The sequence below is a fragment of the Rhizobium sp. NXC24 genome (assembly GCF_002944315.1).
In the GTDB taxonomy this organism is placed as follows: Bacteria; Pseudomonadota; Alphaproteobacteria; order Rhizobiales; family Rhizobiaceae; genus Rhizobium.
The window spans coordinates 1,862,443-1,881,613 of sequence record NZ_CP024314.1 but is presented as its reverse complement, the minus strand read 5'-3'; the positions used below and the strand labels follow the sequence as shown (position 1 = coordinate 1,881,613).

Sequence of the window (19,171 nt, the reverse complement as noted above, 5' to 3'; positions counted from 1 at the left end):
CGAATGCCATAGATTATGCCTGGTGCTGCGCCAGCTTTTTCCGGCGATGGAAGCGGCGGGGGTATCCCACCGCCTTCGTCAGGCATGGAGAAGCTGGATGAACATGAACGGCGTCCTCAAAAACGGCGTCCTCGCCCCGGTGCTTGCTACAGGTTCCGTCGGCGGCGTCACTGGGTTTGCCGACACCGTTGTCAGGGGCAGCATTGATTGTGGCAAGTGAGCGAAGTGCCACCGTTGCGGTGGTAGTGCCAATGTTCAATGCCGAACGAACGATCGGCGCGACCTTGGCCAGTATCTGTCGGCAGACCCATGAGGCGCTGGATATCATCATTGTCGATGACGGTTCGTCGGATAGGTCGGCGTCGATCGCGGCCGCTTATGCGAAGCAGGATCGGCGGATCCGGATCATCCATCAGTCCAACAGCGGCGTCGCGGCAGCACGCAACAATGGTGCGGCTGCGACCGACGCAGAGTTTCTGGCCTTTGTCGATGCGGACGATCTATGGGCGCCGTCGAAGATCGCGCTTCAGCGGGAGGCGCTTGAGAAGGGCGGCTCGTCGGCCGGATTGGCCTATTGCTGGTTTGCGCTTATCGACGAGGATAGCCGCGTGTTCTCGCTCTACAATCGGCCGACCGCCGAAGGAGATGTACTCCAGCGCATGTGCAGAAAGAATTTCGTCGGCAATGGCAGCTCGATGCTCATGCGTCGTTCCGCGTTCGAAAAGGCAGGCGGGTTCGACCCCTCGCTAAGGGCGCGCAAGGCTCAAGGCTGCGAGGACCTGCTGATGTGCCTCAGAGTTGCGGAGAATTACGAATTTCGCGTGGTGCCGCAACATCTTGTGGGCTACCGGATGACTAACACGAATATGTCGAGCGATGTCATGCAGATGCTTCGTTCGTGCGAAATCGTTTTGGATGAATTTCGCGAGAAATATCCTGGGTATGGCACCGACCTAGACGCTCATCTGGCCGACATGATCCATTGGCTCGCAGTGAGGGGGTTCGTCGGCGGGCGATTTTTCGATGGCTGTGATCTGTTGAAGAGATTCTTGGTGTTAGAACCACGCCTGGCGATTTCGAGCATGCCGAACATGCTGAATGTGTATTGTCGAGCTAGGCTGGTTCCCCACTGGATCAAGGCTCGGCTGAAGCGCTTGCGAAGCCAGAACGGGAAGTTTCGCCCTCTCTATATGGAAACGATCCGATGATGGTCGTCGCGCCATTCTTCACGAGCTTGCGACGGCTTTTCCGTCTGGCAGCGGCACCTGCCTGGGCTGGGCCGACCATCGTGGGGCTCGGGCTGGCCGCGGCGGTCCTCGAGGGTGCCGGTCTTTTCCTTTTCATTCCTCTCATTCAGAGCCTCGGCGCTTTGGCGCCGCAGCCGGGCAGATGGCAGGCGATTTTCGGCCAACTGCTGGCGTCCATTCCCGAACACCATTTGACGGCGTTCCTGGTCGCAGTTCTGTGCGTCACCATTCTCCTCAAAAATGTGGTCCATTTCATCAACACCTGGGTGACCCGGTATGTGGACGGTCTGGTCGCACATCAATTGCGGGCGAAGGTCTTCGATCAGACAATAAGCTCGTGCATCGACTACAGGGTCGAGAACAAGCGTTCGGACATCATCACGACGATTGCCAACAACACCTGGAAGGTCAGCCAGGGGCTGAGCCTTGCCTATCGATTGATGATCTGTTTCTGCACGTTCGTCGTTTTTGTTCTGCTGATGCTCCTGATTTCCGTCCGGCTGACGTTTTTCTCGATGATGTTTCTGCTTTTCGGCGCGATGGCCATTCGCCTGGCGACGCGCCGCGCCGACGAGACCGGCAAGGCCGTTGTCGAAGAGAACAAGCAGTTCGGCCTCAGGATGTGGGAAAGCATCAACGCGCTGCAATTGATCCGCGCTTTCGCCCAGGAAGACTATGAACGCAATCGCTTCCTGCAGACGTCAGACACGGTGCGGCGACGTCTCCTGAAACTCGACATGCTATGGGCTACTCCTGCACCGGTCTCGGAAATATCGATCACGATGCTGATCGGCGCGCTCGTTCTTATAGCTCAGTCGACAGACGTCGGCATTGCCGCCTTGGCCGCCTTTCTCTCGCTGCTCTACCGTCTTCAAGGTCCGACCCGGGAATTGTTGCAGTCGAAGATCGCATTGGATGGTCTTGCCGGCAGCATCGACGACGTCGACGATTTTCTGCGCAGGACGGAGAAACCCTTTCTCGCCCACGGGCTTCTACCGGCAGCAGCGCTCAACAAGGCCGTCGAGTTCCGGAACGTCTCCTTCCGCTACGATCCCGACCAGCCGCTGGCCCTGCAGGGCATCTCCTTCAGCGTTCCCGCAGGCAAAACCACGGCGATCGTCGGAGAGTCGGGTGCAGGCAAATCGACGGTCATGGCTCTGCTTTTTCGTTTCATGGATCCCACGTCCGGTGAGGTCGTCGCAGATGGGGTGCGCCTTCCAGAATTCGAACTCCGCAGTTGGCGAAGGCGCCTGTCGCTCATGTCGCAGGAAGTCCATCTCTTCAACGACACGATCGCGGCCAATATTGCCTATGGCGACCTTGAGGCCGGCAGGGCGGAGATACGCAAGGCGGCCGAGATCGCCAAGGCGGACGATTTCATCCGATTGCTTCCGGACGGTTACGAGACGCGCATCGGCGACCAGGGGATGCGTCTGTCGGGTGGACAAAGGCAGCGCATCGCGCTCGCCCGGACAATGCTTCGCAATCCCGATATTCTGCTGCTGGACGAGGCCACGAACGCGCTCGATGTCGAGACCGAACAGGCGTTTCAGCTCGCCCTCGATGAATACTCGCATAACCGCACCGTTGTCGTGATCGCTCACCGGCTTTCGACCATTCAGGCCGCCGACCAGATCATCGTGATGTCGAAGGGTCGCGTAATCGAGACTGGCTCGCCGGCAGAGCTCTTCAAACGAGGCGGCCATTTTTCCCGGCTCCACGAGTTTCAACATGGCCGTGCCGCCACAATGGAAATTAATCGATGAGCTACAAGCTTACTGACATCGAACTGTCGGAACCCTTGGCGCCGATCGAGCTCTCGACCGAGCAGAACGGGGTCGGCCTCATCGCCCGATGGCAGGGACGATTGATTGGGTTCGAAATGATCGAACTATCGGCCGGATCGGTGATGACGGTCGAAAGGCTGAAAGCGCTTGCCGACGAGCGCTTTGCCGGGCGCATCGTCGTTGCAAAGCTGGAAGAGGAGCTGAGAGAACGGCAGCCGGTGGAGGAAGCGGCGCTGCCGAGCCTCAGCATTGCGATCTGTACCAAGGATCGCGCGCAGCGTCTTTCCCGGCTGCTAGGCTCGCTCGATCGGGTTCGAGGCGACCATTCCTTCCAATTCGTCGAAATCGTCGTGGTCGACAATGCTTCGGTGGATGCGGCTACACGCGAGGCCGTCGCGGGTTTCAGGGATATCCGTTATGTTTTCGAACCGAAGGCGGGACTGGATTTTGCCCGTAACGCGGCCCTTCATGCGGCCAGCGGCGATATCATCGCCTATCTGGATGACGACGTCGTGGTGGACCGCAACTGGCTCGCAGGTCTTGCCAAGGCCTGTCGTGAGAATCCTGGCGTCGGTGGTTTCACAGGCCTGGTGCTCCCATATCGCCTCGACACCGAGGCGCAGATCTTTTTCGAACGACGAGGAGGGTTTGGCCGCGGTTTTGCTCGAAGGGAGTTTCACAGAACCCGTTTCGACAATCCACTCCATCCCGTCGGGTCCGGCACTCTCGGTGCCGGCTGCAATATGGCCTTCAATCGCGCGCTGCTGATCCAGCTTGGCAGCTTCGATGAAGCGCTTGATACGGGAGCGCCGCTGCCTGGCGGCGGCGATCTCGACATTTTTTACCGCGTGCTGCGTTCGGGCCGCCCCATGATCTATGAGCCGCAATACGCAGTCTATCACGAGCATCGCGAAACCATTCCGCAGCTCAGGCGACAATACTGGACGTGGGGCCTCGGCATGATGGCATTTCTCGTCAAAAGCTATCGCACCGACGATGAAATGCGCGCGCAGCATCGCGCCCTAGTCTGTTGGTGGTTCTACGATCAGTTGAAGGCGCTTGCTCGCGCCGCAAGACGATTTCGCGGCCACGAGCTGCGTTTCGGCATGGCAGAGCTGTGGGGCGGAATCTACGGCCTTGCGGGCGAATACGACCGCTCGCGCGCGCGCATCCAGGCGATCCGGGAGCGCAACCCATGATGAAAGAGCGCTTTGAGGTTCGGCATATCGATCTTGCTGTCGCCAATGCGCCCGTAGAGAATGGGCCAGCATTGTCCATCTTCTGGTGGAAGGACCTGCCACTTGGAACACGGGCATCCCTGCAAGACGAACTGCCTTACGGAATCCCCCAGTTGCGCCAACTCACTGCCGAATATGCAGCCGCGCAACTGGAAGCGCGCAGCATCAACCTTGGTGCGCCACTACGCGCCACCTACGAAGGATGGCCCAAACGCGCACTCTCGCTTGAGGCCGCGCTGAAAGCGGAAGATCTGATCGAAAGCCTCGATGAGTTCGCAACCGCGTCTTCCGCTTCGGCGCATGACATCTCCGTGGTGATCTGCACGCGCGATCGCGATCCGGCGCTGGCTGACTGCCTTCGCAGCGTGGCAGCACAGCGCAGTGCCCCAGGGGAAATTATCGTCGTCGACAATTCCAGCAACGGAAATGCCAAGGGCGTGTGCGGAGAGTTCCCTGGCGTTCGTTATGTCCATGAGCCGCAGGCCGGCTTGAGCCGTGCCAGAAACGCGGGAATTCGTGCAAGCCGGCTGAATATCGTCGCCTTCACCGACGACGATGTCGAAGTCCATCCCGGCTGGACCGCAGAGATCGCGCGCGCCTTTGCGGACCGGGATGTGGATGCGCTCACTGGTCTGGTGCTGCCGGCGCGCCTCGACACACCAGCGCAACGCTGCTTTCAGTTCACCATGGGCGGCTTCGGGACCACTTTCGTGCCGCTCACCTTCGACAGTCGCTTCTTTGAAGAGACGCGGCCGAGCGGGGCGCATGTGTGGAAGATGGGCGCAGGCGCCAACATGGCCTTTCAGCGATCCGTGTTCGAACGTGTCGGCCTGTTCGACGAACGCCTCGGCGCGGGAGCCGCGGGGTGCTCCGAAGACTCAGAACTCTGGTACCGGCTTCTGGCGACCGGTGGGGCGTGCCTCTACGAACCGCGGGCCGTCGTCTTCCATCACCATCGAAGCGACTGGCCGGGCCTCAAGCGGCAGATGAGCGCCTACATGAAAGGCCATGTGGCGGCGCTTGTCGTGCAATACGACAATTTCGGCGATCGTGGAAACATCGTGCGCATCTGCAAGCAACTGCCGGTCTACTTCCTGAAGACGCTCGTCAAAACGCTTTTCGAGGGTCAGCCCGGCAGGCTCGGAATTTTGGTCTCGGAAGTGCAGGGCTGGCTGGCCGGACTGCCGTTTCTTCTGCGCTTCGGTTGGAGAAAGCGGCGGATACCGATGCGTGTAACCGCCATCGATGCGAAGGGAATAGCGAAATGATCAAGAAGGCGCCGCTTGGCCGGTTCCTGTCCGGGAACCCTTATCCGAATGGTCTGACCGATGGCCTCTTCTATCGTGAGAAGATGCGTGCCATCCATCGTGTTGCCCCGTCCGAAACCGGTGGCTTCGGCCGCGTGTTGGAAATCGGGGGCGGTCGCAGCGGCCTTGCCAGCATCCTCTATCCGGAAGCAGAGATCGTTACGCTCGACATTGACCCGGAGCTGGGCGAGCACCAACCCTCGTGGGCGAGATCGACCTTCATTTGCGGCAATGCCTGTTCGCTGCCCTTCGCCGACGACAGTTTTGACATCGTCACCCTGTTCGACGTGCTGGAGCATATCGAGGACGATCGCCGCGCTGCACAGGAGGCATTGCGGGTGGTGCGGCCGGGTGGATATGTCCTCATTTCCACCCCCGAAGCTAAATGGCACTATCCCTATTTCCGCGTCATGAAACGCCATTGCCCGCACGAGAGCGAGTTGATGCGCGAGTGGGGGCATGTCAGGCGCGGGTACAAGGACCCGGAGCTTGCAGCCCTTTTCGACAGGCCGCCGGAACGGCGCGCCACATTCATCAACCCTGCCACGGCGTTCTTCCATGACGTCTCGTTTTCGCGCCTCGGACGCCGCCGCCGCAAAGTTCTTTATGCGCTCGCGGCTCCGTTAACGGTCGTCGGCTACCTGATGCACCGGCCCTCCACGCGGGGTACCGAGACAGCATTCGCCTGGCGCAAATGACCGGCCATCGGACGCCGCGCGTGATCGCCCTCTTTCCATGGGGCGACGTGATTGAGGAATTTCTCGAGCCGATTGGGCTCGAGCTTCAGGATTTCATCGAGCGGATGACGGGAGGTTGGCTGTTCGGCTATGCCGCCGCGCTGAGCTCGGTGGGCCACAAGCCGATCATTGTCTGCGCATCCGAGCGGGTGAGCAGAATTGAATGCTACAAGCATTCGGGCACAGGCGCGCCGATCTGGATAGCCCCGGCAAGGCGGTCCCGGCAGGGCCATTCTCCCGCCGCCTACAGCCTGCGGCGCTGGGCCGCGACGCCACTCGCGGCCTTTCGCGAGATACTTATCCGCTCCCGATGCGATGTGCTGCTTGCCCAGGAATATGAATATATTCGCTTCGATGCGCTTGCATGGCTGGCGCGCCGCATGAACGTCCCGCTCTATGCCAGCTTCCAGGGCGGGGATCGCACGCTGTCCTGGATCGAGGCCGTTGCGCGGCAGCTTTCGTTGCGCGCGTGCTCCGGCGTCATCGTCGCTTCCTCGGCGGAACGCGACCGCCTCGCCAAGGCCTATCCGCGCATTGGGCTCGACATCGCGAATATCCCGAATCCGCTGGATACCGGGGAATGGCGGGCGATGGACCGCGTGGAGGCGCGAGCAAGCCTTGGCTTGCCGCAGGATGGTTTCATCGTCTTCAATCACGGGCGCATTGATATCCGCCGCAAGGGGCTCGATGTTCTCCTGAAGGCTTGGGCGCGCTTTGCCGACAATTCAACCGGCAAGCTGGTGATCATCGGTTCGGGCCAGGACAGCGAGGCGTTTGCAAAGCTCCTTGGCGAAAGCGGCCTGTCAAATGTGCAATGGCTTTCCAGCTATACGACCGACCGGCCCTTGATCCGACGCTGGCTTTCCGCCGCGGATGCCTATGTCACGGCCTCGCGCATCGAAGGCATGCCGGTGGCGCCATTGGAGGCGATGGCCTGCGGCCTTCCTATCATCGCCACCGATGCGCAGGGTTTGCCGGACATTCTGGCTGATGGAGAGGCTTCCGGCGGCCTGATGGTGGGGCAGGAGCGGCCGGAGGAAATTGCGCGGGCCCTGGCGAGATTGAAAGACGATAGAGCGCTTCGAGCACAACTCGGCACAGCGGCCAGGAAACGGGTTACAGAAAAATTCTCGATCGAGGCGGTCGGTGCCGCTCTCGATGATTTTCTGACAAAGCCCCGAAGGTAAGGGTCACGCCCGGCTGCGATACCAGGTGAGCGCCGTCTCTATGATGGTGTCGATATCGGAATGCATGGGTACCCATCCAAGCTCCCGCTCTGCCTTGCCGGCCGCAGCGACGAGCGCCGGCGGGTCACCGGGTCTGCGGGGACCATAGGCAACGGGAAGTTGATGTCCGGAAACGCGGCCGACGGCGTCGACCAATTCTTTGACAGTCGTTCCGGTGCCCGTACCGAGGTTGTAGACATGCACGCCTCGGTCCCGCAATAGCTTTTCACCCCCAAGGACATGGGCATGCGCCAGATCGCTGACGTGGATGTAGTCGCGGATGGCGCTGCCGTCCCGTGTGTCGAAATCGGTGCCGTTGATGGTAAAGGTCCGGCCTGGTTTGATCGCCGCCTCTATGGCGAGCGGAACGACATGTGTCTCAGGTTCGTGCCGTTCGCCGATCTGGCCATCAGGGTCGCAGCCGGCTGCATTGAAATAACGCAGCATCACCGCATTGAGGCCGCGCGCACGCGAGAAATCCTCTACCATCCGCTCGATCATGAATTTCGACCATCCATATGGATTGATCGGCCACTGCGGATGCTCTTCGTCGATCGGGGTGCGCACCGGAATGCCGTAGGAAGCGCAGGTACTTGAAAAGATCAGCCTGTCGATCCCGGCCTTGAGCATCTCCTCGATGAGCACCAACGTCCCGAATGTGTTGTTCCGGTAGTAGAGTTCAGGCAATTCGACGGATTCGCCGACGTAAGCATAGGCAGCGAAATGCGCCACCACATCCGGTCGGTACTGGCGCAGCGCTGCCGCCATTGTCTCGGCGTCTGCTATATCGCCCTCAACGAGCGGTCCCCATTTGACCGCTTCACGCCAGCCGCGGGAGAGATTGTCGTAGGTTACCACCGACCAGCCCGCCTCGGCGAAAGCCTTGCAGCAATGCGATCCGATATAACCGGCTCCGCCTGTGACGAGGACAGTGCTCATTCCGCGGCGACCTGCTGCGAGCGGTCCGACGAAAGCAGGTCGTCAAAATAGGCGATCGTTTTGGCAAGCCCGCCCCGCAACCGGACCTTCGGCTTCCAGCCAAGCTCGCGCATGGCGAAGCCAATGTCCGGCTGCCGCTGCCTGGGATCGTCGGCAGGCAAGGGCAAGTATTTTATCGTCGATCGGCTTCCAGTCAGTTCTATGACGAGATTGGCAAGCTCCAGCATCGTAAATTCCGCCGGATTGCCAAGATTGATCGGGCCTGTGATCTCGTCCTTCGTCCCCATCAAACGAACCAGGCCGTCAATGAGGTCGTCGACGTAGCAGAACGAGCGTGTCTGCTGGCCATTGCCATAAACGGTTATCGGCTTGTTCTGCAGCGCCTGCACGACGAAGTTGGAAACGACGCGACCGTCATCGGGGTGCATCCTTGGGCCATATGTGTTGAAGATGCGCGCCACCTTGATCCGGAGCCGGTGCTGTCGCCAGTAATCGAAAAACAGGGTCTCGGCGCAGCGTTTGCCCTCGTCGTAGCAAGAGCGCGGTCCTATCGGGTTCACCCGGCCCCAATAATCCTCCTGTTGCGGATGGATCTCGGGATCGCCGTAGACTTCGGAGGTGGAGGCCTGGAGGATCTTTGCGCCGACCCGCTTGGCGAGGCCCAGCATGTTGATCGCGCCATGGACGCTGGTCTTCGTCGTCTGCACCGGATCGAACTGGTAGTGAACCGGACTTGCCGGGCAGGCGAGGTTGTAAATCTCATCGACCTCTATGTAGAGGGGAAAGGTAACGTCGTGGCGGATGATCTCGAAAGACCTGTCGTCAAGCAGGTGCGCGACGGTACTTTTGCGTCCCGTAAAGAAATTATCGACGCAAATAACTTCATGTTTTTCCTGCAAAAGCCGTTCACACAGGAACGATCCGAGGAAACCTGCACCACCAGTAACTAGGATTCGCTTCGTTTGCATGGCCGATTATCTCGCAGCTCGTTCGGTGACGTTGCCGCCGGCGGAAACCATGGCAAGCACCAGGGCGACGATGCTGTTCTTGAGGACGTCGTTCATGTTCTCGACCCTTCTCCAACGCTTTACGAAGGCGGTCGGATTGCCCGCCGCTTCCATCGCCGGGGAGACGTGGCGCAGCGGTAGGTATAATCTATGGCGTTAGGACCAAAGATTGTTGTCTTTGGACGAAGGTCCTATAATGAACCGGACGTTAGTCTGAGGCAGAGCGAAGTTTCTCAAGCCGTGGCGTTGCCGTTTTGGTCGGCTCAATATCCCTGTACCGGCAGCGGCGCGTCCGGATTGCGCTGGAACCACTCGATATCGCGGGCCACCTGGTCAAGCTGATCCTGGACATCGCGCTGATTGCGGCGGATATCGTGAAGCTGGTCTTCCAGGTCCTCGATCTGTCGACGCAAATCCGATCTGTCCTGATCCTTTGCCTCCCTGAGTTTCCTTGAAAGGGCGTCTATGTTGGATTCCTTGAATCTTTGGTCGTCCCGGCGCACTTTATCGTTCTCAAGGAATACTGCCAAGCGATCGAGGATGCCGAGGTGCGCTTGAAGCGTCTGACCGATCTGATCTCGGAGACTGTCAACTCCTGGACGATGGCTCCTGTTGTCGAAGCCTATCAGGCGTTGCGAGGCGTGTCGCTGATTGCCGCCGTCGTCTTTGTTGCCGAAATTGGCGACATCCGCCGCTTCGAAAATCCCCGCCAGCTGATGGCCTTTCTTGGCCTCGTTCCGTCAGAGAGCTCGACAGGTGAACATGTCAAACGTGGCGGGATCACAAAGGCCGGGAACTCTCGGGCTCGCCGCATGCTGGTCGAAGGCGCATGGGCTTATCGCTTCCCTGCACGGGTCAGTCGAACCAAGCAAGCGCAGTTGGAAGGTCTACCGAGAACCGTTCGTGAAATAGCCTGGAAAGGTCAGCTCCGCCTCTGCTCTCGCTATCGAAAAATGATCCTCGCGGGGAAGCACAAGGCCATCGCGATCACCGCGATCGCTAGAGAAATGGGGGCCTTCCTGTGGGCTATCGGTCAGGAGGTGCAACCAGCTGACTACGCTTAGCCAAGCACCGCATATCGCGCGCATTAGAAAGAGGAGGCAAGATCGATCATCTGCTGATGCTCAATGTTGGAGGCAGGGCCCCGGTCGGGGAACCTTCGATGGAATTGAGTGGCCGACTATGTCGATGCCCGCGCTTAGACAGAAGCAGCCCCAGGCGTACAGACGGAAATGCGGTATCGAACCCGCGTATAAGAGTTTGCAAACCGTCGTCTTGAGGCCCTGTCTCCTACATTGCGCATTAGCTACACCATGCAGGACCAGCCGTTATTGGCTGGACGAACAGTCGTGGCCACGCCGCTTGCAAATGAACATAAGAGTTCCAATGACACAAAAATTGCGCCAAGATCAGTGCGGACAGCGGTCGGATGAATGGATGCAGGTTCCATAAACTGCTCCTCCTGAGCGAGTGTTTTGATGCAATCTCACTCTGCCAGAGCGGCGGCCGCTGTTCACTCCTCATGGGATCTAAAGCGGCCATCTCCTGCAGACAGTCAGGTCGAATAGGAGGAGGTCGCCGCCTTTCTGAAATCAGCCTGCGCAGCGCTATCTGAATGGTGATCTTGCCGTGTTGCGGGGATACTATTCGGCCGATTGAGCAAAGGTCGGCCGAAGATTGCGGTAGCTCGCTCCCGGATGCGGTGCAACGAGCCGTGGCCCGCTACCGCCGAGTTTTTCGCGCAACGTTCCCTGCCGATAATCGGTCTTGTAGACGCCGCGCCTTTGCAGCTCCGGGACCAGCAGATCCACGGCGTTCTCGAAGCTTTCCGGCGTTACGGCATAGGCGAGGTTGAAGCCGTCGACGTCGGTATCCTCGATCCATTCCTGCATGAGATCCGCGACCGTCGAAGGCGAGCCGACGAACACCGGCCCAAAGCCGCCGACACCGACCCAATCGGCCATTTCACGGACCGTCCATTCCTTGCTCGGATCGATCGTCGTGAAGGTCTCGACGGCCGATTGGACAGCATTGGTATGGCGGTGACGCAGCACTTCGTCCGGGCCGAACTGGCCGAAATCGATGCCGGTCCAACCCGAGATCAGCGTCAGCGCGCCTTCGAAAGACGCATAGCTTCGGTATTCGTTGAACTTGCGCTGGGCTTCCGCATCCGTCTCGCCGAGGACGACGGTCTGCAGGTTGAAGGCAAGTATGTCCCGCGGATTTCGGCCAAGTCGTTCCGCCGCCTGGCGGACATTTGCGACATAGCGCTTCAGCACGGTCTTGGAGGGGGCGGCGACGAAAATACATTCGGCATGCGCCCCGGCAAAATCCTTGCCGCGGCTGGAGGCGCCAGCCTGATAGAGCACCGGTGTTCTCTGCGGCGACGGCTCGCTCAGGTGAATGCCGGGAACATTGAAATACTTTCCGGCATGGCGGATCGGATGCACTTTTTCCGGATGGGTGAAGATGCCCTTTTCGCGGTCGCGCACGACTGCATCGTCTTCCCAGCTACCTTCCCAGAGCTTGTAGCAGACCTCGAGGTATTCTTCGGCGAGATCATAGCGATCGTCGTGGTTCGTCTGTGCCGGCTGCCCGATGTTGAGCGCGCCGCTGTTCAAATAGGAGGTCACGATATTCCAGCCGACGCGTCCCTTGGTCAGGTGGTCGAGTGTCGAGAGCCGGCGCGCGAACGTGTAGGGATGCTCGAAGGAGAGCGAGGCCGTCAGCCCGAAGCCGAGATGTTCGGTCTCATAAGCCATGGTCGGAATGAGCTGCAGCGGATCGTTGACCGGCACCTGCGCCGAATGGCGAAGCGCGGCATCGACGTTTCCATTCAGCACGTCATAGACGCCGAGCACATCGGCTATGAACAGGCCATCGAATTTGCCGCGTTCCAGCGTCTTTGCCAGATGTACCCAGTAGTCGAGATCCTTGTATGTCCAGGACCTGTCCCGCGGGTGTCGCCAGAGCCCCGGCGACTGATGTCCGACGCAATTCATGTCGAAGGCGTTCAGCCTGATTTCTCGGGTCATATCTATTCTCCTCGGAATTAAGGATTGCTGCGGCCGAGGCCGTAAGTCAGCGCCAAGGCTCCTACGAGCACGGCACCTTTGATGAAATCCTGCGTGTAATAGGGTGCATTCAGCATGGTAAGGCCGTTCAGAAGCACGCCGACGAAGACGGCACCGACGATCGTTCCGAGTACGTTGGGGCGGCGCAGATTGAGGACGGCAAAGCCGATCAAGGCTGCCGCAACCGAATCCATCAGCAACGATCCGCCGGAGGAAACGTCACCGCGGCCGACGCGGGCGGCAATGATGATGCCGCCGAGGGATGCCAGCGTGCTGGAGATGACATAGGCAAGGGTCTTCAGCCTCACGGTCGAGGCGCCTGCCAGCCGGGTCGCGATCTCGTTGCCGCCGGTCGCAAACAGTAGCCGGCCGATGCGGGTGCGCTCGGTGAGGACGAAGAGGCCGATCGCGACGGCCAGCGTCAGTACGACGGACACGGGCACTGTGCCCGCAATGCTGTAACGGCCGATCGTCAGGAAGGCGGGATCATAGGCGCCCGTCGCTTTGGAGCCATCTGGAAGAATGAGCCCGGCGGAGATCGATCGGCCGGCCGTCGGTACGAGTTGCAGACCCGACAACAGAAACATCATCGCAAGCGTTGCCAGCAGATCCGGAACGCGAAGGCGAACGATGAGAATGGCGTTGAGGAGGCCGATGATGGCGCCGAAGGCAAGCACCAGCGGCACTGTTGCGAAGGCATTGAGATGCCAGACGATCATTGCGTAGCTCGCCGCCATCACGCTCGACGCGGCCACAGCGCCGATCGACAGATCGAAACCGCCGACGGCAAGCGTCACGGTCACCCCGGCGCCGAGGATTGCAACCACGGAGACCGCCTGCAGGATGCTCATCAGATTGCCGATATTGATAAAGGCAGGCTCGGCGGCGGCAAAGCCGATGAGCATCGCCGCAAGAAGGATGAAGACAGCACCGGCCCGCAGGAACGCGCCGATTGCGCTGAGGTTAAAGCTGTCGTTTCCCGGCTGGCGCGTCGCGACCTTGGCTGGTGTGTCATTGTCGATCGTCGTCATGCTGAAATTCCTTGAATGACGGTATTGGCGGCCGCGCTGCCGGAAGCTGGCCGCAACGTGTGGCGTTCCATAACGAGGATCCTGTCGGCCACTTCGTAAGCCTCCTCGGGATCGGATGTTGCGATCAGCGTTGCACGATCCGTGCGGGATCGTATTGCGGCGATGATGTCGCGGCGGGCGCCGACATCGACGCCTTGGAAAGGCTCATCGAGCAGAAGCAATCGGCTGGGCTCGGCTTCCCATCGTGCGATCACCGTCTTTTGCTGATTTCCGCCGGAAAGCGTCCAGACGGAGGCGAGGGGGCCAGACGCCTTGATGCCGAGGCGACGGATTGCCTGCTCGGCCTCATATTCCTCGCGGCCACCGAGAAGGAGATCGTGCGGATACCATCTGGCGAGATGCGGCAGGCTGATGGTCGCGGCCAGCGAGTTGCCGGGCCAAGCCGGAGGCATGAGCGAAGAACGGTGACGATCTTCTGCAGCCATGGCTATGCCGGCAGCGATTGCATCCGCCGGCGACCTTGGAAGGTGCGGCTTGCCGTCGAGAAACATTTCACCGCCCACCAGTCGTCCAACGCCGAAAATTGCTGAGAGCAACCGGCTCTTTCCGGCGCCAAGTACGCCGGTAATGGCGATGACTTCGCCTTGGCGAAGCGTCAGATCGAAGGGTTCGCTCGTCGGAAGGAGCTGCGCGTCACATAGCCCGAAGACGATTGGGCCCGTCATCTCCCTGGCATCCGCCTGAGCGACATCCAGCTTCCGGCCGATCATGATTTCGATTGCGGCAGAAAAATCGATGGGTCGAGCGAAGGCACCGACCACGCGACCGCCCCGCATGACCACTGCGCGATCGGCTATGGCTTCGATATCCGCGGTGCGGTGCGAAATGTAGAGGATGGCGAGCCCTTCGCTGCGGAGCCGCAAGAGGATATCGAAGAGCCGCCGGCTTTCCTGGAGAGACAGGCTCGCCGTCGGTTCATCCAGGATCAGCAGTTCGGCGCGGTGGGCGAGTGCGCGCGCGATCGCCACGAGCTGGCGGTCTGCAGCCGAGAGATCGCCGAAGTCGCGATCGAGGGGAAGAGAGATGTTGGCGGCGTCGAGCATCGCCTGGGCATCGCGACGAACGCTGCGCCGCGAGACGAAGAAGCGGGTGCCGCGATCGGCAAATTGGTTGAGCATGAGCGCGTCGGCGACGGTCAATCCCGGCGCTCCGATCAGATCTGTGGATTGATGAACCGTGACGATGCCGGCGCGCGCTGCATCCGACGGGCTGCGCGGCTTGAAAGCCTGACCGCTGAAATTGATCGTCCCGCCATCGGCTGCGATCACGCCGGAGAGAATTTTCACCAGTGTTGATTTGCCCGCGCCATTTGCGCCCATCAGCGCGACGATCTCGCCGCGTTCGATCGCCAATCCGGCGCCGGCAAGAGCACGCGTTGCGCCGAAGCTATGCGTTAGATTTTCGATTGTCAGCAGGGGCATCAAACGGCATTCCGGTGAGTTTGGAAGCCTTGATACTGCTCAGCCGAGCCTCGAATCTCCAGGCAAGGCTTTGCTGCCGCGGTCAGCCGAAGGAAACAAAGAATCTAGCAATTTCGCCAAAATCAGATGATTTAATCTACTAAATTTATAGGCTTTATATCTAATAAATTTGCGTCGCTGGAGCTGCCGACCCGTGAGACGACGCATTTGATTGATCAAGAGGATCGCGACAATGAAACCCCTCGCACAGCTCGCTCTGTCTGCCGCTGCCATTCCATTCCTGTTTACGCAAGCTGCTGTTGCCGGAGGCATTGCCGGCGCGCCTGTTCCCTTCGACAAGGGCGGCGTCAAGGTTGCGCTGATCAGCTACATATCGGCAGGCGACTTTTTCCAGGCCTATCAGGCCGGTGCCGAAGCGCAGGCAAAGTCTCTCGACATCGACCTGCGTGTCTTCCCGGGACGGCAGGATGCTGCCGAACAGCGTGAGCAGATTTTGCAGGCCATCAATCTCGGTGTGTCCGGCATCGTCATTGACCATGGCTTGCCGGAATCGCTCGGCGACGTCGTGCAGCAGGCGCTCGACAAGGGCATCAAGGTTGTCGCATTCGACGTCAATCTCAACAATCCGAAAATCCCGCAGGTCGAGCAGAGCGACCACGAGATTGCCGACCTCGCCCTGAAACAGGCCGTCAAGGATAACGGCACCAAGTTCAATGCCGGTTATGTCTATGTCGCGGGCTTTGCGCCGCTCGATCGCCGCAACGAGATCTGGGACAAGTTCAAGGCCGAGAATGCGGGCGTCGTTGAAAAGGCCCGTTTCGGCAATGTCAGCGATACGACCGCAACGTCCACAGCCGACCAGGCAAAGGCCGCGCTGACGGCCAATCCGGATATCAGCGTCGTCTTTGCGCCCTACGATGAATTTGCCCGCGGGGTAAAGCTTGCCGCTTCCGACCTCGGCATTGTCGGCAAATTGAAGATTTATTCGGCTGATGTATCGACCGCCGATATCCAGGAGATCACCGCGGATGGCAGCCCCTGGGTGGCGACGGTCGCGACCAATCCGGCCGTGGTCGGGGCGGTCTCGGTCCGTGCCGCGGCGCTGCAGATCGCCGGGCAGGATGTTCCCCACCAGATCTCGGTCAAGCCAGCGCTCCTGACCCAGGAGTCGCTGCGGGCAGCCGGCGTCAAGACGATCGAGGAGCTCGCGCAGAAAATCCCGGCCTTCAGCACCAGCGACGCCGCAACCGCAAGCTGGATCCCGGCCAAGCTTTTCTAGGCTCGGCCAGATCGATCTTCCGGTGACGATCGCACGACCGTCATCGGTCTTGTTTCATAGAACGGGAGTTCTCTATCCATGAGCCAGTCCAACGTCCTTTTCGCGACCAATCCGGGCACGACACGCAAGGACCTTTTCGACAGTGCCATTGAGATATCTGCGGATCTTTCCAAGCGTGCCGCTGCACTCGATCGCGAGGGCCGACCTCCTCTTGCCGAGATTATCAAACTCAAGAAGGCCGGATTGCTGAACGCGCTGCATTCGCGGGAGATCGGCGGCGGCGGGCTGGACTGGGTCGATGGCCTGCGCTTGGTGCGCATACTTGCCAGGGGCGAAAGCTCCATCGGGCAGCTCCTGGGCTATCACTTCGTCAACAGCCAGTACATTTACTGGGCGCTTGATCCCGTGCGCGCCAATGCGCTCGGCGAAGAGACGGTCGCGGAAAACCTTTATTGGGGAGCCGCCGTCAATCCGCGCGATCCGGGGCTGGTTCTAACACGGCGCGGCAATGGCTACGTCCTGAACGGGCGGAAAACCTTTTCGACGGCCGCCCATGTCTCCGATTACATCAATGCAAACGCCGCATTGGACGACAAGATCGTCGGCTTCACCATCCGCACCAACCGGCCGGGCTATATCGCCAATGACGACTGGGACAATTTCGGCCAGCGCCTGTCGGACAGCGGCAGCGTCGATTTCCGCGACTTCCCTGTCTATACCGAGGATTTTGTCGGCCAGCCAGTCGCGCCGGATGCGGCACCCCCGGTGCTTTCGACCTTCAATACGCCTCTGATCCAGTTGGTCTTCGTCAATTTCTATCTCGGTACAGCCGAAGGGGCATTGCAGGCAGCGCTCGACTATGTGCGCGCGACGACGCGGCCCTGGGTCACGTCAGGCGTCGAGCGCGCCGCCGACGATCCCTATATTCTCGAACGTGTCGGAGAATTCACAGCTTCGCTAAAGGCTGCAACGGCCTTGGCGGACAGTGCTGCCGCAGCCGTTCAAACAGAGCTTGCAAAGGGGCATTCCGTCACCGCCCGCGAACGCGGCGCGGCGGCGGCCGAAGCCTATGCAGCCAAGGTCCACGCGACCAATATCTCGCTCGACATCACGTCTCGCGTCTTTGAGCTGACGGGCGCGCGCTCCACTGCCGACAAATACCGGTTCGACCGCTTTTGGCGCAATGTGCGCACCCATACGCTTCATGACCCGGTCTTCTACAAAGCCAAGGAAGTCGGCGAATTCGTCTTGAACGACAAGATTCCGGACGTCAGCCTCTATAGCTGATCGGTGGCTTAGCCCTCAACGAAAGCCCCATGCCTGAAGGCATGCATGGGGCTTTCGTTTGCCCGGGGAGGAGTTAGAGAGCACCGTTCTTTGGCGGCAGGACGCCGTTCAGATAATAGTTGCCGACCACATGGTATTTCCAGCGCACGGGGTCGTGGAGCGTATGCGTACGGGCGTTGCGCCAGTGGCGATCGAGATTGAGGCCCGATTGCACGGATGAGGTGCCGGCGAGTTCGAAGAGGGTATTGGAAGCCTCGATGGCGATCTCCGTCGTCAACACCTTTGCTGCGGCAACGGCGATCGTCGCCTCGACGACCCTCTCTTCAGTCGTTTCGATTTGGGCAGCATCGACCTTGGTGCCGGCGCGTTCGACCTGTGCGGCTGCAGCCTCGAGCTTGATCGCGATCTGGCCGACCTTAGCGATCGTGAGTGGATCGTCCGACGCTTTGTCCACGCCGCTATCCATCCAGGGGCGGGACTTGGTGCGCACGAAGCTGATCGTCTCGGCGAAGGCGGCCCGCGCAAGACCGAGATCGACGCCGGCATGGATGATCTGGCCGACCGAGCCGATCGTCGTCGGTCGTTCGAACCCCTTGTGATGGCGCACGACCGCGTCGGCGCTGACGTAAACATTATTGAGAACAGTCGTGCCGCTGCCCGTCGTGCGTTGACCGAAGCCGTCCCAGTCATCGACGATTTCTACGCCCTCCGTCCCCTTCGGCACGAAAGCCATGACTAACCTGTCATCCGCATCAAGCGCGAAAACTGTGATCCAATCGGCAAAAAGCACGCCGGTCGAATAATATTTTCTCCCGTTCAAGCGGTAGCCGGAGCCGTCACCCACTATCCGGGTATTGTAGTGACCAACCGTTTTCGTTCCGCGCTCCGACAGCGCATTGCCGAAGCGGTCGCCGGCGAGCGCGCGGCCAAAGAAAAAGCGCTTCTGCTCTTCGGTTCCGTCCGTTCGCAGCGCCTCCAGAATGTAGAAATGGTTTTGAGGGATCTGGCCGATGGAGCCGTCAGCCTCGGCGATGATCGCCGTCACCTCGGCGAGCACCGAATTCGACACGTCCAGCCCGCCATATTCGGCTGGCACGGCAATTGCGAGAAGCCCCGACTGTGACAGTTGATCGAGCTCGTCGAAAGGCAGAATGCGATCAGCATCCCGCCGGGCGGCGCTCGCGGCGAACCGACCGGCGAGTGTGCGGGCCGCCGCAATCGCCTCTTCGTCGCTCTCCAATCGAGTGGGCACAAGCCGGGTAGGCGCTATGCGTCCCGTTATTACGGTCATTGGGGGCCTCCTTGAAATAACGGGTAATAGGTGCGCGAAGTCAGCGCATTTCTTAAGGCGGTAATTTCTATAGTTTTAATACAATTTGGAAAGTCTTGCTCCGGCGACCCGTGTTCGACGCGTTGAGCGGCGTACGGGCCATCGAGATTGCGCGAAGCTTCTGGCAATCCTTCGGGAAGCCAACCTGCCTTAGCAGGACATTGGAGACGCGTCGAAATTCCGCGCGCCTCCTTCAAAAAC

At 60.0% G+C, this 19,171-nt stretch carries 16 protein-coding genes and 1 pseudogene; 10 read left to right on the top strand and 7 right to left on the bottom strand.

The features are described from left to right. Positions 1-97 precede the first annotated feature (97 nt). The 7 genes from NXC24_RS36220 to NXC24_RS32765 are packed head-to-tail and all read left to right on the top strand — an operon-like array spanning position 98 to position 7,503. Entirely contained in the window at positions 98-220 is a 123-nt protein-coding gene (locus NXC24_RS36220; protein ID WP_260304382.1) for a hypothetical protein, read from the top strand. Next, complete coding sequence (locus tag NXC24_RS32790) at positions 210-1,208, top strand: glycosyltransferase family A protein (protein WP_281060724.1); 999 nt, start codon at positions 210-212, stop codon at positions 1,206-1,208. Before NXC24_RS36220 ends, NXC24_RS32790 begins: the two co-directional genes overlap by 11 nt. Beyond that, positions 1,205-3,013, top strand: a complete 1,809-nt coding sequence (locus NXC24_RS32785; protein ID WP_104827430.1) for an ABC transporter ATP-binding protein — start codon at positions 1,205-1,207, stop codon at positions 3,011-3,013. Before NXC24_RS32790 ends, NXC24_RS32785 begins: the two co-directional genes overlap by 4 nt. Beyond that, positions 3,010-4,233: a glycosyltransferase gene (locus NXC24_RS32780; protein WP_104827429.1), complete on the top strand. Its 1,224-nt coding sequence runs from the start codon at positions 3,010-3,012 to the stop codon at positions 4,231-4,233. The genes NXC24_RS32785 and NXC24_RS32780 overlap by 4 nt, the downstream gene beginning before the upstream one ends. Then, positions 4,230-5,540 carry a glycosyltransferase gene (locus NXC24_RS32775; protein WP_104827428.1) on the top strand — a complete coding sequence of 437 codons (1,311 nt, stop codon included), beginning with the start codon at positions 4,230-4,232 and terminating at the stop codon, positions 5,538-5,540. Before NXC24_RS32780 ends, NXC24_RS32775 begins: the two co-directional genes overlap by 4 nt. Next, complete coding sequence (locus tag NXC24_RS32770) at positions 5,537-6,277, top strand: class I SAM-dependent methyltransferase (RefSeq protein ID WP_104827427.1); 741 nt, start codon at positions 5,537-5,539, stop codon at positions 6,275-6,277. The genes NXC24_RS32775 and NXC24_RS32770 overlap by 4 nt, the downstream gene beginning before the upstream one ends. Before the next feature lie 20 nt (positions 6,278-6,297). Then, positions 6,298-7,503 carry a glycosyltransferase family 4 protein gene (locus tag NXC24_RS32765; RefSeq protein ID WP_245464112.1) on the top strand — a complete coding sequence of 402 codons (1,206 nt, stop codon included), beginning with the start codon at positions 6,298-6,300 and terminating at the stop codon, positions 7,501-7,503. 3 nt (positions 7,504-7,506) lie between these two features. On the opposite strand, the gene galE is transcribed toward NXC24_RS32765, so the two are convergent. The 3 genes from galE to NXC24_RS32750 all read right to left on the bottom strand — a co-directional run bounded on the left by galE (position 7,507) and on the right by NXC24_RS32750 (position 9,901). Continuing rightward, a complete protein-coding gene (gene galE / locus NXC24_RS32760) occupies positions 7,507-8,481 on the bottom strand; it encodes a UDP-glucose 4-epimerase GalE (RefSeq protein ID WP_104827425.1) in 975 nt (324 codons plus the stop codon). Further along, complete coding sequence (locus NXC24_RS32755) at positions 8,478-9,449, bottom strand: UDP-glucuronic acid decarboxylase family protein (protein WP_104827424.1); 972 nt, start codon at positions 9,447-9,449, stop codon at positions 8,478-8,480. Before NXC24_RS32755 ends, galE begins: the two co-directional genes overlap by 4 nt. 302 nt (positions 9,450-9,751) lie before the next feature. Then, entirely contained in the window at positions 9,752-9,901 is a 150-nt protein-coding gene (locus tag NXC24_RS32750; RefSeq protein ID WP_245464111.1) for a hypothetical protein, read from the bottom strand. Between the two features lie 81 nt (positions 9,902-9,982). Between NXC24_RS32750 and NXC24_RS32745 the strand changes: the two are divergent. Then, positions 9,983-10,552: pseudogene (locus NXC24_RS32745) on the top strand (transposase); the annotation flags it as partial. Positions 10,553-11,131: 579 nt separating this feature from the next. Here NXC24_RS32745 and NXC24_RS32740 read toward each other — a convergent pair. From NXC24_RS32740 to NXC24_RS32730, 3 genes are read right to left on the bottom strand one after another with little or no spacing between them, the layout of a single operon-like run. Next, entirely contained in the window at positions 11,132-12,523 is a 1,392-nt protein-coding gene (locus NXC24_RS32740) for an LLM class flavin-dependent oxidoreductase (protein WP_104827423.1), read from the bottom strand. Between the two features lie 17 nt (positions 12,524-12,540). After that, on the bottom strand, positions 12,541-13,593 hold the full coding sequence (locus tag NXC24_RS32735) for an ABC transporter permease (RefSeq protein ID WP_104827422.1): 1,053 nt from the start codon (positions 13,591-13,593) through the stop codon (positions 12,541-12,543). Then, positions 13,590-15,074, bottom strand: coding sequence for a sugar ABC transporter ATP-binding protein (locus NXC24_RS32730; protein ID WP_104827421.1), 1,485 nt, complete (start codon positions 15,072-15,074; stop codon positions 13,590-13,592). Before NXC24_RS32730 ends, NXC24_RS32735 begins: the two co-directional genes overlap by 4 nt. A gap of 232 nt (positions 15,075-15,306) precedes the next feature. Between NXC24_RS32730 and NXC24_RS32725 the strand changes: the two genes are divergently transcribed. Further along, positions 15,307-16,353, top strand: a complete 1,047-nt coding sequence (locus NXC24_RS32725; protein WP_104827420.1) for a substrate-binding domain-containing protein — start codon at positions 15,307-15,309, stop codon at positions 16,351-16,353. A gap of 78 nt (positions 16,354-16,431) precedes the next feature. Further along, a complete protein-coding gene (locus tag NXC24_RS32720; protein ID WP_104827419.1) occupies positions 16,432-17,640 on the top strand; it encodes an acyl-CoA dehydrogenase family protein in 1,209 nt (402 codons plus the stop codon). A 73-nt stretch (positions 17,641-17,713) separates the two neighbouring features. Here the strand turns inward: NXC24_RS32720 and NXC24_RS32715 are convergent, their stop codons facing one another. Next, on the bottom strand, positions 17,714-18,931 hold the full coding sequence (locus NXC24_RS32715) for an SfnB family sulfur acquisition oxidoreductase (protein WP_104827418.1): 1,218 nt from the start codon (positions 18,929-18,931) through the stop codon (positions 17,714-17,716). Positions 18,932-19,171: the final 240 nt, after the last annotated feature.

Bases quoted from the DNA above. Each gene is read 5' to 3' on its own strand.
- NXC24_RS36220 (WP_260304382.1), top strand. From the start codon at position 98: ATGAACATGAACGGCGTCCTCAAAAACGGCGTCCTCGCCCCGGTGCTT.
- NXC24_RS32785 (WP_104827430.1), top strand. From the start codon at position 1,205: ATGATGGTCGTCGCGCCATTCTTCACGAGCTTGCGACGGCTTTTCCGT.
- NXC24_RS32780 (WP_104827429.1), top strand. From the start codon at position 3,010: ATGAGCTACAAGCTTACTGACATCGAACTGTCGGAACCCTTGGCGCCG.
- NXC24_RS32775 (WP_104827428.1), top strand. From the start codon at position 4,230: ATGATGAAAGAGCGCTTTGAGGTTCGGCATATCGATCTTGCTGTCGCC.
- NXC24_RS32770 (WP_104827427.1), top strand. From the start codon at position 5,537: ATGATCAAGAAGGCGCCGCTTGGCCGGTTCCTGTCCGGGAACCCTTAT.
- galE (WP_104827425.1), bottom strand. From the start codon at position 8,481: ATGAGCACTGTCCTCGTCACAGGCGGAGCCGGTTATATCGGATCGCAT.
- NXC24_RS32755 (WP_104827424.1), bottom strand. From the start codon at position 9,449: ATGCAAACGAAGCGAATCCTAGTTACTGGTGGTGCAGGTTTCCTCGGA.
- NXC24_RS32740 (WP_104827423.1), bottom strand. From the start codon at position 12,523: ATGACCCGAGAAATCAGGCTGAACGCCTTCGACATGAATTGCGTCGGA.
- NXC24_RS32735 (WP_104827422.1), bottom strand. From the start codon at position 13,593: ATGACGACGATCGACAATGACACACCAGCCAAGGTCGCGACGCGCCAG.
- NXC24_RS32730 (WP_104827421.1), bottom strand. From the start codon at position 15,074: ATGCCCCTGCTGACAATCGAAAATCTAACGCATAGCTTCGGCGCAACG.
- NXC24_RS32725 (WP_104827420.1), top strand. From the start codon at position 15,307: ATGAAACCCCTCGCACAGCTCGCTCTGTCTGCCGCTGCCATTCCATTC.
- NXC24_RS32720 (WP_104827419.1), top strand. From the start codon at position 16,432: ATGAGCCAGTCCAACGTCCTTTTCGCGACCAATCCGGGCACGACACGC.
- NXC24_RS32715 (WP_104827418.1), bottom strand. From the start codon at position 18,931: ATGACCGTAATAACGGGACGCATAGCGCCTACCCGGCTTGTGCCCACT.